This window comes from Runella limosa DSM 17973, assembly GCF_000482465.1.
GTDB classification, from domain to species: Bacteria; Bacteroidota; Bacteroidia; order Cytophagales; family Spirosomataceae; genus Runella; species Runella limosa.
In genome coordinates, this window is sequence record NZ_KI519432.1 from 20,576 (window position 1) to 33,043 (window position 12,468).

Here is a 12,468-nt window from a genome sequence, read left to right on the forward strand (position 1 = left end):
AGATTTTAAAATAAAGACACAAACCAGTAAAAATTACTAATGGTTATGATAACGACAGATATTTGTATTGTAGGAGCGGGGCCTGTGGGGCTGTTTAGCGTTTTTGAAGCGGGACTTCTGAAAATGCGTTGCCATTTGATAGATGCCTTGCCTCAAGTAGGAGGGCAGTTGTCAGAAATTTACCCCCAAAAACCCATTTACGATATTCCAGGCTACCCCACCATCAAGGCACAAGAGTTGGTGGACAACCTCATGGCGCAAATCGCTCCCTTCAAACCAACGTTTACGCTGGGGGAGCGCGTGGAAAAAGTAGGACGCCAGCCCGACGGTTCGTTGATCGTGCGAACGTCTGACGATACCGAGGTGCATTGCCAAGTGATGGTCATTGCGGGTGGTTTAGGATGCTTTGAACCACGCAAACCCGAAATTCCTGATTTGGAACGGTTTGAAGGAAAAGGGGTTGCTTACATGGTCAAAAACCCAGAGAAATTTAGGGACAAAAACGTGGTGATTGCAGGCGGCGGTGATTCTGCCCTCGACTGGACGGCCTACTTGGCCGACGTGGCCAAAAACGTCACTTTGATTCACCGCAGTGATTCGTTTCGTGGCGCACCCGATTCGGCCGAGAAAGTGTTTGAGTTGGCCCAGCACGGTCGTATCAATCTGCTGTTGCAGTCAAATGTAGTCGGCTTAAACGGCAATGGCCATTTGAAGGAGGTAGTGGTGGCGGCCAAAGACAAAAGTACCACCCAACTGTCGTCCGACTTTTTTATTCCGTTGTTTGGCCTAAGTCCCAAACTCGGCCCCATCGCCGATTGGGGGCTAAACATCAGTAAATCAGCCATTGAAGTAAATACGTTCGATTATTCGACCAACGTTGAACGCATCTATGCCATTGGTGACATTAACACGTACCCTGGCAAACTCAAACTGATTTTAACGGGCTTCCACGAGGCAGCCATGATGTGCCAAAGCGCGTTCAAATATGTGTATCCCAATCAACACCTCAGTTTTAAATATACGACGGTAAACGGGGTCAATGCTTTCTAATCATGATACAATTCACCATAGAAGACCGCAAAGGCGAACGCCAAGACCTAGAGATTCCCGAGGGAATAGGGCTTAATTTGATGGAAGTGTTAAAAGCTTCTGAGTATTCAATTTTGGCTACGTGTGGAGGAATGGCACTCTGCGCTACCTGCCACGTAGGGGTATTGGACGGAGGAGAAAACTTGCCGTCGGTAAGCGACGCCGAATTGGATATTTTGGACACCTTGCCCTCGGCGACTTCATGCAGCCGACTCGCCTGCCAACTACGCGTGGACGAAACCCTGCAAGGAACAACGTTTAAAATACTGGGGGAGGAAGAATAAGGCCCCCCAATGTTTCACTACTTTATTGACAGCCTTTTATTTCGGCCAGAAACGTACTGGTTTTTTCGGCGGAAAAGCCAGGGAGCAAGGTGATGGAATTGCCAGCTTCAAAGCTGACATGAGCGCTAGGTGTAAAATTGACATTGCCGACTTTTTTGTCGGAAGAAAGAGAAGTTAATGCCTTGAACCGCTCCTTTTCGGTGACTACATTGTAGCCAACGGCGAGGGTACTATTTGCGACCTTCACCGTAACGGTTTCTGTACCACTCGTGCTGCAATTGGCTGAATAGGAAGTAGTAAGTGCAGGACTGACAGTGATTGAAGCCCCCGTTTGCGGACTTTCTCCACCCCGCCAAATGATGGTGCCTGCGCATCCACTCGCTGTGAGGGTGATAGATGTTCCTGGACAAATAGCGGGCCTCTCGGGGGCAATGGTAATGACTGTTGGGATAGTGCAGTTTTTAGAATCTCCCGAAATGCTCCAGCCCTTTCCCCCCGAGACGACGGGCGTAGTAAGGAGCGTGCGGGCTGTTTCTGCATTGCAGTAGTTAAGGTTTGAAGCGCCCATAGTTCTACCCGTTACCGAAGAGCCTACTGCAAAAGCCGTAAGCGTAGCATCGTAGTTAGCCACACTCATGCCGCAGTTATCCAAAAAGCTAGTAAGGTTCACATTGGGATGGAGTTTGCTACCCCAAGAAGCTAAGTTTTGGTTAAAGGCGCTACAACCTGCAAACATATTGAACATATAGGTAACATTTTCAGTATTAAAATTGCTCACCGATTGGTTAAAGATGCTACAACCAGCAAACATCAAACTCATATCGGTCACTGCGGCAGTATTAAAATTACTCATTGAGTGGTTAAAGGCGCTACAACCAAAAAACATCCAACTCATATCTGTGACAGCGGTAGTATTAAAATTGCTTACTGGTTGGTTAAAGATGCTACAACCATAAAACATGTTACTCATATTTGTAACCTTTTCAGTATTAAAATTGCTTACTGGTTGGTTAAAGGTTCTACAACCATAAAACATCCCGCTCATACCAGTAACCTTCTCAGTATTAAAATTGCTCACTGATTGGTTAAAGGTTCTACAACCAGAAAACATCTCGCTCATATCAGTAACCTTCTCAGTATTAAAATTGCTCACCGATTGGTTAAAGGTACTGCAACCACCAAACATATAGTTCATATTAGTAACTTTGGCAGTATTAAAATTGCTCACTGATTGGTTAAAGGTCTTACAACCATAAAACATATAACTCATATTGGCCGTCTTTTCAGTATTGAAATTGCTAACCGATTGGTTAAAGACATTGCAATCAAAAAACATATTGCTCATATCAGTAACTTTGTCAGTATTAAAATTGCTCACTGATTGGTTAAAATTATTACACCCATGAAACATACTATTCATAGAGGTAACCTTATCAGTATTAAAATTGCTTACCGATTGGTTAAAGGCACGACAAAAAGCAAACATATCACTCATATCAGTAACTGCGGCGGTATTAAAATTACTCACCGATTGGTTAAAGGTGCTACAACTAGCAAACATGTAACTCATATTAGTCACAGCAGCAAAGTTGGGAACGTCAGTGGCAGTGAGTGCCATGTTTGAACAACCCTCAAAAGCTCTTTCCATACTGCTCCAAGCTACTGTACCCCATTGCTTTATTTCGGTGAGACGTTGGCGGTTTGTACCGTAATTGATATTGATTCTTTGGAAATTAACGGGATCAATGCTTAGGTCGATGATGGCATTGGCAGGTAAATTTGTGATAGTGAGCGTGCTTCCGCTAAATGTACCGCTGCCAGAGGCTGTACCACTCACCTGCTGCCAAGTGTAACTTACGGTACCAGCGGTAGCTACGCCAAATGTTAATGTCGTGGCAGCATCACCTGGTTTTGATAAATCCCAACGGGTGATGAAGGGGCTGCTTTGGGCTTGGGCAGAGTGCAGGAGAGTAGCCCAAGCAAATGAAAAAATAGTCAGGAATTGAAGTAGAATTTTCTGCATAATAAATAGTAATCGCTCAAGAAAATAATTGCAAAAGTGTAAAAATGTATGTTCTGGATAGGTATGCTTCAGGGCCTGAGTCTATGAATGAGTTAATTAATTATCAAAGAAAAGAAAAGTTAGGGTAAGTAAAACATTGTATCCCTAAAAAAATGGCTACTCATTTATTTGTTTTCTTTGAGTATATTTTTATTATTTAGTGCATGAATTTATTGAGTAAGATGCTGATTTGTAGTGGTGTAGCAAAGCTTTTGAGGAATTTAAAGTAGCCTCGATAGAGGCGCAACGTTTGTAGCTTTGGGGAGAAGGATAAAAACAATGGGGCTGGTTGCTTACAACCAGCCCCACGGCAAAACGGATAACAATTAACAAATAACGGTTAACAAAACTATTGCCCCGAGTTAAACTGGAGCCATTCTACGCCAAACAAACCATTGCCTTCAGGTACCGATTTGGTGGTCGTGAAAACCAAGTATAAATTGTGTACTTTGTTGTCGGGCTTGCGGAGCGATAATGTAACAGCGCCCATTTGGCTGTTCGATACTTCGGTCTGGCCAATCAACGCCCCCGTTGGACTATCCAAACGTACTTCAATCGTACCGCCTACGGTGCGGTCGGGGCTGGCATAGACCATGCACGACAAACTGCTGACGTCGGTCAAATCCACGTCTTTGTAGAGTGCGTAGCTACCATTTTTTACAGGAGCCAACACTTCCGATTTTGTTGGAAGCTCAACCGTCGTGGCGTCTTTGGCTTCATCGTTCCAAGTGGCCTTCAATTTGGCAGGACGCAAAGCCACCGTACTGGTAGAAGTTTGAGGGCCAACGACAGGATTACCCTTGTCGGTGTAGCTGGCTCTGAAAATATACGAACCTTCCTTTTGTTTAGCTGCTGTTACGTACTCACCCTTCACAGGTTTTTTGTCGGGACCTTTTTCGTTACCCAACGACATGATGTACTTCACAATTTCTTTCGCTTCCTCTTTCTTGATTTGCGGGTGAGCGCTCATGGCTTGTTCGCCCCATACACCGCCGCCACCGTTGATGATTTTATCGGCCAAACGGCTTTCAATGTCGCGTTGCCCTTTGTATTTCTTCGCCACGTCGCGGTAAGCAGGGCCAATCGACTTTTTCACGACATCGTGGCACGCTTTACAATCCGACAAATCCATCAAGCGTTTTCCCGTCGCCACGCCTAAGTTGGCTTGGTGGCCTTGCGCCAAAATCGTTTTATCAAAACCTTCCAAATAGTCCACCGTTACGGTTACGTCTTCAGGGTTGATTTTTTGGTTGGCCAAACTTCCGTCTTCTTTGTCCGAAACTTTTACTTCGTACGCTACGGGTTTGTTTTCCCAGTAAAACGATTTGTTTCCTGCCAATGCCACTTCTACTTTAGGAGGTTCGTTTCCTACTTTTACCTCTACGCTGCTGCTACTTGCGTTGCCTTTACTATCAGTTACTTTGAGGGTAGCGGTGTAAATGCCTGGTTTTGTGTAGGTAAAGGTCGGGTTAGCCACGTTGCTTTTGGGCAAACCTTTGCCAAACGTCCACTCGTATTTGAGGGCATCGCCGTCATAATCCACGGTTCCTTTCGATGAAAACTCTGCTTTCATGGGCGCGGCTCCTGCTTTTTTCTGCACACTTGCCACAGCCAACGGCTTGCGATTGCCCGCGTTGTAGGTGATGCGAGACAAGCGAGAGTCATCGTTTTGGGCAAACCAAGTGTTTCCGTATTCAAGAACGTAGAGTGAGCCGTCCACGGCAAACTGCATATCAATAGGGTGGCTAAACTTGGTGTTAGGCATGAACTCTTCCATTTGCACAAAGTCGCCGTCTTTGGTCATGGTCACGGGGTGAATCCAGTCGCGAATCCATTCGTAAGCAAACAACTTGCCGTCGTAGTGGCGAGGGAATTTTACGTCCGTTTCTGGATAATCGTCGTAGTAGTAAACAGGCCCCGCCATCGCGTTTCGTCCGCCTTTACCTACGATTGGCCCAAACTCGGGAGAATCGGCGTAAGGGTAAAAAATGAACGCTTTTTGCGCAGGGGGCAATTCGGTGATACCTGTGTTGTGCGGAGAGTCGTTGATTGGTTTAAGTGGGTCAAAACGTTCGCCTGATACCTTCGTACCCATGTCATAACGATTATAAGGGCGGTTATCGCCAATAAACAATGGATAGCCAAAATACCCCGCTTTACGGGCTTGGTTTACTTCGTCATAACCTCTTGAGCCACGCGTTGGGCTGTCGTTGCCTGCGTCAGGGCCTACGTCACCCCAATACAAATAGTTGGTACGCTGATCCACCGAAATACGGTACGGGTTGCGTGTCCCCATGGTATAAATCTCTGGACGGGTTCGGCGGTCGTTACCGTTGGCCGTACCTGCGGGGAATAAGTTACCCGCTGGAATATCATATCCACCTTCAGGACGAGGCTTGATACGAAGCACTTTTCCGCGTAAGTCGTTGGTGTTAGAAGACGTCGAGCGACCGTCCCAATTGGCACGACCAGGGCGACCATCGAGGGCGCCGTATCCTTCGTTTCCAAACGGATTGATGTCGTCCCCCGTGGAAAGGTACAAATTCCCTTGTTTGTCCCACGCAATCGACCCACCCGTGTGGCAGCAGTCGGTACGTTTAACAGGCACGCGCAACAAAATTTGTTCGGTGCTAGGCAGGAGCGTATCTTTTTCGGTGTCGTATTTCATCCGTACCAATCGCTGTGAAGTGTCGGCTTCGGTCGATACGGGAGAATAGTACAAATACACCCATTTGTTTTCTTTAAAGTTGGGGTCAACGTTAATACCCATCAAGCCGTATTCTTGCTGAATGTACACGGGCAAGTTGGCCACTACTTTGTAGGTGTTTGGTTTTTTGGGGTTAAACAATTTTACTTTCCCTTTACGCTCGGTTAAGAGTACGCGCTGGTCTTCCAGTACCACAAGCTCGGTGGGTTCGTCGAGCCTTTCAAGTAGAATGTTTTTGGTAAAACGGTTTTCCTCAGGAGGTGTGGAGGTTTGCCCCACGGCAGAGGGTGCCACCGCAGCTACCAACAAGCAAGTTGATAGCACCAAGGATGACTTTGACCCAAAAAATGGCTTCATAATGTAGTTTAAAATGAAAATTTGTATTGTGTTATTCTACTAGGTTGAACACATTAAAATATAAAGTCGTATTCATTGCTCCAGAGGAGCTATATCTTCGTAGAAAAATGAGTCAAATCTCCCACAAAGCCCTATCGGTGCGACCAACGCTCAGTGAAAGATGTCACCCCGATGGGGCTATTGGATGGTCTTTGCCCTTCTTTTTCTACTAAGATTTAGCCTCGCTGAGGCTACTTTTGTTTTTAATGCCTTCATCTGTTATTCTATAAAGAATGGTTGTAGGATAAACTAATTTGCTGACTTACAAGTTTTACTATTTAATGAGAAATTATAGATAGTACGGTGTGAGTGACGAAATGAACTATCGAAAAAAATAATTCGTTCTTTTCTTGCACGGTTCATACAATTTAACCGATATTTGTCACGTTTTTTTTCAAAAACAAAATCACAAAAGTGGCCAAAACGCTCTCACATACTCGCTGCGCACACACTACGCCATTTACTTGTAGGTCCGAAAGGACACAATGATACCCGTTTGCCTATGTGGTAAACATACTTCGCATCTTTTCCCCAAATCATCAATTTTCAACACCAAAGCGGATTATTTGTCTCCGCAGAGGATTTAATCCTGACTAAACGACAATGTCAAACATCGAAATCGTATCTGACCAATACATTGTAGAAACAGCCGAAGAAAAACATTTTGCCCTCGCCGAAACCATCTGCAAAGAGATGGAAGAAAGTGCCAAACAACGCGGAACAGGGATTGCAAAACGCTCTCCTGTTTACATCCGCGAAAAAATGGCCGAAGGTAAAGCAATTATCGCCACTACGCTTTTGGGCGAGTGGGTTGGTTTTTGCTACATCGAAACCTGGGAACATGGTAAATTTGTGGCTAACTCGGGGCTTATCGTCCACCCTGACCACCGTAAGAGTGGTATTGCAAAGGCCATTAAGCGCAAAGCATTCGAGTTGTCGCGCGTGAAATATCCTGAAGCAAAAATCATTGGTATCACTACGAGCCTAGCCGTGATGAAAATCAACTCGGATTTGGGCTACGAGCCAGTTACTTTTAGCGAGTTACCTGCGGATGATGCCTTCTGGAAAGGCTGCTCAAGCTGTGTCAACTACGACGTACTGACGCGTACCAACCGCAAAAACTGCTTGTGTACGGGAATGATGTACGACCCGCAGGTAGTACATAAAAGTGGTAAAAAAGCGCCTTGGGATTTCTTGAAGGAGTCGAAGTTGTACGAGCGTTGGATGCGCCTCAAGCAACGCGTATTGTTGCAACGCGAAATCAGAGAGGCAAAAGCACGTCATCGTCAACAAGAACTAGAAGTGGCGTAGGTAAAGCCTACCTTGCATACTAACCCGCTGGCGCTAAGGTCAGCGGGTTTATTTTTTTAGTAACCTTCCTCAGATTATCTTAACTTTGCGGCAACTAATTGTATTTACCACCGATGTCAGAAAAAAAGAAAGTTGTTTTAGCATTTAGTGGAGGTCTTGATACCTCGTTTTGTGTCAAATATTTGTCAGAAGACAAAGGCTACGAAGTTCACTCGGTATTGGTCGATACTGGAGGTTTTTCGGACGAAGAACTGAAGGCCATCGAAGCTCGTGCGTATTCGTTGGGTGTAAAGTCGCACGCGACTATCTCAAAAACAGCGGCTTACTACGACGAGTGTATCAAATACTTGATTTTTGGAAATATTCTGAAAAATAACACGTACCCACTTTCGGTGAGTGCCGAGCGTATTTTTCAGGCCATTGCAGCGGCGGAGTTTGCCAAAGAAATTGGCGCAGCGGCCATTGCCCACGGAAGTACAGGCGCAGGAAACGACCAAGTACGTTTCGACATGGCGTTCCGCATCATCATGCCTGAAGCCGAAATCATCACTCCGATTCGCGACATGCGCCTTTCACGCGAAGCCGAAATCGAATACTTAAAGTCAAAAGGAGTTGATCAAGAATGGCATAAAGCAGCGTATTCTATCAATAAAGGTTTGTGGGGAACATCGGTAGGGGGAAAAGAAACCTTGACTTCAAATAACTACTTGCCAGAAAGTGCGTTCCCAACGCAGGTAAGCAAAACGGAGGCTGAACGTGTTACGTTGGGCTTCGAAAAAGGTGAACTTTGCTCGCTCAACGGCGAAGCAATGAGTGCCGTAGAAGTGATTCAAAAATTGACCGAAATCGCAGCACCTTTCGGTATCGGACGTGACATCCACGTGGGTGACACCATCATTGGTATCAAAGGCCGCGTTGGTTTTGAAGCAGCCGCGCCGTTGGTAATTATCAAAGCGCACCACACCTTGGAAAAACACGTATTGAGTGAGCAACAATTGTATTGGAAAGAACAATTGGCCAACTGGTACGGAAGTCTGTTGCACAAAGGCCAATTTATGGAGCCTGTAATGCGCAACATCGAGACATTCTTGGCCGATACCCAAGCCCACGTTTCGGGATTGGTACACGTTCATTTGGCACCGTATCGTTTCCACGTTGAAGGCATTGAATCAAACTACGATTTGATGTCGTCGGTGTTTGGTAGCTACGGTGAAATGAACAACGCTTGGACAGGCGACGACGTTCGTGGTTTTGCCAAAGTAGCGTCAAACCAAGTGATGATTTATCAGAAAATTAGTGAGTTGAATCAGTAATTCGTTAGGTGTGAAAAGTTATCTGTTATTAGTTACTTCTTAAAAGGGTTTCTAGTAACAGATAACCAATAACGGATAACGAGAATCTCAAGTGTCGCATGAGAAAAGCTTTACTCTTTATAATCGCGTTTTTGTGGGTAGTGTTGGAGAGTAGGGCTCAAAACGAAGGGTGGGCTATCTGTAACAGCGGCGCTAATTTGTACTTCAAAATAGTAGGTAGTGGCAATCCTGTCCTCGTCGTTAGTGACGTGGGAAATTCGTCGAGCTACTTAAAAGAGCTCGTCCAAAAGCTATCGGAAACTAACCGTGTTGTCTTCTACGACCCGCGCGCAACGGGCAAAAGTCGTTTTCCGTACATCAGTGACTCTACGGTCAATTTCAACAAAGCGGTGGCCGATATTGAGGCTCTCCGAATGGTGTTGCGTATTCCGAAATGGTCGGTGATGGCGCACGGTTTTGGGGCTAAAATTGCCTGTGCGTATGCGTCGCAAGCGGGTTCGCATTTGGGACAACTTATTCTTGTGAATCCCGTTTCGATGACGACCTTACCCAACAGCTCAGATGTGTATTTTGACACGCACGAGGACTATGGTTTTTCGGGAATGCTGTCGCAAGAAGTCATCAATCGGCGATTTGAAAAACTACAACAGCACCTTCAGACAATTGCACCCGATTCGGTGGCACGCGCCAAAGCCATCATGGGTTTTCAGGCTGCCACTTACGTACACGATACCCTTCACGAGCCCATAGCGGCAGGATTTTTGTACGAAAAAATTCAAAATATCGATATAAAGAGCAGGGTAAGTAGTAAATTTGTTCCTAATCCGTTTGATTGTGTTACGAGTATTCGCCAACGCGGAATCCCCGTCATGGTGGTATTATCGCGACAACGGTTCAATCTTAGTGGATTGGTAAATTACTGGAAAAAAGCACTGCCTACGGCTTCCATTGCGGTGATTGACCGAGCGCATCATTTCCCTTGGTTGGACAATCCTGCGGTGTTTTACGCAAAAGTAAATTCGTTCTTACAATCATTTATCCCCGAAACGAATGTCATCGTCGCCCAAAAAAAAGTTAGTCGTCCTGTCAGGCGCGGGTATCAGCGCCGAAAGCGGTATTAAAACCTTTCGCGATTCGGATGGATTGTGGGAGGGCTATAGCATTGAGGACGTAGCCACGCCCGAGGGCTGGCGCAAAAACCCGCAGTTAGTACTTGATTTTTACAACGAACGGCGTAAACAAGCACTTTCAGTAGCGCCCAACGCTGCTCACTTGATTTTGGCAGAATTGGAGCAGTACTTTGATGTTCAGATTATTACCCAAAACGTCGATAATTTGCACGAAAAAGCAGGTTCTTCCAACGTATTACACCTTCACGGTGAGCTTTTTCAATCGCGCAGTACCAAAAATCCTCGTTTGGTGTATGACATCAAAGGGTGGGAGTTGAATTTAGGTGACAAATGTGAACTTGGCAGCCAACTGCGCCCGAACATTGTGTGGTTTCACGAAGAAGTACCCATGATGGAACCCGCCGTTGAACTGACTGAGCAAGCAGATATTTTTGTGGTGGTAGGTACGTCGCTGGTGGTATATCCTGCGGCAGGCTTGGTGTACTACGTTCGTCCCCGCGTGCCGATTTTTGTGGTTGACCCCAAAACGCCAGAGCTGGCTGGGAGCACCAAGTACGTCACGTTTATTCCCGAAAAAGCGACGGTTGGGATGGAGTTGTTGAAAGAGATGCTGCTGAAAGAGTTTTTGTGAAAAGCTATGAATCGTCTCGTAAAGGATAATTTATTTCAGTTAAAAACAATTTTTCAGGCACACAAGGTTGAAAGAGCCTACGTGTTTGGCTCAGGAGCCACTGAAAACCTCAACGATGAGAGTGATATTGATTTTTTAATATCATTTGAAGAAGAAATTGAACCACTAGAAAAAGGAGAACTATGGTGGTCTCTGTATGATTCTTTAAAAATAGTTCTTAAGTAGTTGAGCAAAAGTTCTAGGGTAATTCAAAGTAGCCTCGGTAGAGGCGAAACATTTGTAGTAGCATAAGGATATTTTTTTAATTTTTGCTTCGGAGAAGCATAACCTATTGCTTTGTTATGCTTCTCCGAAGCAAAAGGATTCGAACTTTATGGACGGATTTCTTATTCTACAAAGGTTTTGCTTCGCCGAAGCAAAATAAATTACTAATACACTAAAATTTATGCGCAACTACTTAAAAGGGAAGTTGATTTGTTGACAGAAAATTCTCTTAAAAATCCTTACTTTATCAAAGAAGTGTTGAACACGAGGGAATTAGTGTATGGACAATAAAATCAATTGAGCCAGTCAATATCTGGGCGATAATCATCAATTATCTTCCCATTTTAAAGGTAGAAGTACAGCAGTTATTGAACAGTTAAGAATCAATCATACAAAATGCAACTTTTAGACGGAAAGGCCCTGTCGGCGCAGGTAAAAGCCGAGATTAAAATAGAAGTAGATAAAATCAAAGCGGAAGGCGGAAAAACGCCCCATTTGGCAGCGATTTTGGTAGGAAATAACGGCGCAAGCGAAACCTACGTAGCGTCAAAAATCAAAAGCTGCGAAGAAGTTGGGTTTAAGTCAACGCTCGTGCGGCTTCCCGAAACCACTTCAGAAGCGGAATTACTCACGCACATCGACGCGCTCAACAACGATGCCGACATCGACGGTTTTATTGTGCAATTGCCGCTTCCTTCCCACATTTCTGAAAATACCGTGATGGAAGCAGTAGCCCCTGAAAAAGACGTGGATGGTTTCCATCCCATCAACGTAGGGCGGATGTGTAAGGGCTTGCCTGCTTATATTTCGGCTACTCCATTTGGGATTTTGGAGATGCTCAAGCGCTACAACATTGACACCGCTGGTAAGCACTGTGTGGTAGTAGGACGTAGCCAAATTGTAGGGCTTCCGATGAGTATTTTGATGCAACGTAATACCGCCCCAGGTAACGCTACCGTGACGATTTGCCACAGCCGTACGCACAACTTGAAAGAGGTTTGTCAAAGCGCAGACATCTTGATTGCGGCGTTGGGACGGCCAGAGTTTATCACGGCTGATTACGTAAAAGAAGGCGCGGTTGTGATTGACGTGGGTATTACCCGCGTGGTAGATGAGTCCAAAAAGAGCGGCTTTGCCATTAAAGGTGACGTCAAATTTGACGAAGTAGCACCCAAATCGAGCTACATTACCCCCGTCCCAGGCGGAGTAGGGCTAATGACCATCTGTGGCTTGATGACTAATACACTTTTGGCCTCGAAAAAAGCCATTTTTAAGTAACAG

The 12,468-nt window shown here is 45.4% G+C and carries 10 protein-coding genes; 8 read left to right on the forward strand and 2 right to left on the reverse strand.

Annotated elements, in window-relative coordinates; translation table 11 throughout:
* Nucleotides 1-45: 45 nt before the first annotated feature.
* Nucleotides 46-1,050: an NAD(P)/FAD-dependent oxidoreductase gene (locus K339_RS0130900; protein ID WP_028527042.1), complete on the forward strand. Its 1,005-nt coding sequence runs from the start codon at nt 46-48 to the stop codon at nt 1,048-1,050.
* 2 nt (nt 1,051-1,052) lie between these two features.
* A complete protein-coding gene (locus K339_RS0130905) occupies nt 1,053-1,373 on the forward strand; it encodes a 2Fe-2S iron-sulfur cluster-binding protein (RefSeq protein WP_028527043.1) in 321 nt (106 codons plus the stop codon).
* A 22-nt stretch (nt 1,374-1,395) separates the two neighbouring features.
* Here the strand turns inward: K339_RS0130905 and K339_RS36440 are convergent, their stop codons facing one another.
* Complete coding sequence (locus K339_RS36440; RefSeq protein WP_051398388.1) at nt 1,396-3,396, reverse strand: BspA family leucine-rich repeat surface protein; 2,001 nt, start codon at nt 3,394-3,396, stop codon at nt 1,396-1,398.
* A 388-nt stretch (nt 3,397-3,784) separates the two neighbouring features.
* The gene (locus K339_RS0130915; RefSeq protein ID WP_028527044.1) at nt 3,785-6,499 is read right to left on the reverse strand and encodes a PQQ-dependent sugar dehydrogenase; all 2,715 of its coding nucleotides are present in this window, start codon (nt 6,497-6,499) and stop codon (nt 3,785-3,787) included.
* Between the two features lie 642 nt (nt 6,500-7,141).
* Between K339_RS0130915 and K339_RS0130920 the strand changes: the two genes are divergently transcribed.
* From K339_RS0130920 to folD, 6 genes are all read left to right on the forward strand, one after another.
* On the forward strand, nt 7,142-7,849 hold the full coding sequence (locus tag K339_RS0130920; protein ID WP_028527045.1) for a GNAT family N-acetyltransferase: 708 nt from the start codon (nt 7,142-7,144) through the stop codon (nt 7,847-7,849).
* 113 nt (nt 7,850-7,962) lie between these two features.
* Nucleotides 7,963-9,162: an argininosuccinate synthase gene (argG, locus tag K339_RS0130925; protein ID WP_028527046.1), complete on the forward strand. Its 1,200-nt coding sequence runs from the start codon at nt 7,963-7,965 to the stop codon at nt 9,160-9,162.
* A 98-nt stretch (nt 9,163-9,260) separates the two neighbouring features.
* A complete protein-coding gene (locus tag K339_RS36830; protein ID WP_084332379.1) occupies nt 9,261-10,283 on the forward strand; it encodes an alpha/beta fold hydrolase in 1,023 nt (340 codons plus the stop codon).
* On the forward strand, nt 10,213-10,923 hold the full coding sequence (locus tag K339_RS0130930; RefSeq protein WP_028527047.1) for an SIR2 family NAD-dependent protein deacylase: 711 nt from the start codon (nt 10,213-10,215) through the stop codon (nt 10,921-10,923). The genes K339_RS36830 and K339_RS0130930 overlap by 71 nt, the downstream gene beginning before the upstream one ends.
* A 6-nt stretch (nt 10,924-10,929) precedes the next feature.
* Nucleotides 10,930-11,148: a nucleotidyltransferase family protein gene (locus K339_RS0130935; RefSeq protein WP_028527048.1), complete on the forward strand. Its 219-nt coding sequence runs from the start codon at nt 10,930-10,932 to the stop codon at nt 11,146-11,148.
* Between the two features lie 435 nt (nt 11,149-11,583).
* Complete coding sequence (gene folD / locus K339_RS0130940) at nt 11,584-12,465, forward strand: bifunctional methylenetetrahydrofolate dehydrogenase/methenyltetrahydrofolate cyclohydrolase FolD (protein ID WP_028527049.1); 882 nt, start codon at nt 11,584-11,586, stop codon at nt 12,463-12,465.
* Nucleotides 12,466-12,468 lie beyond the last annotated feature (3 nt).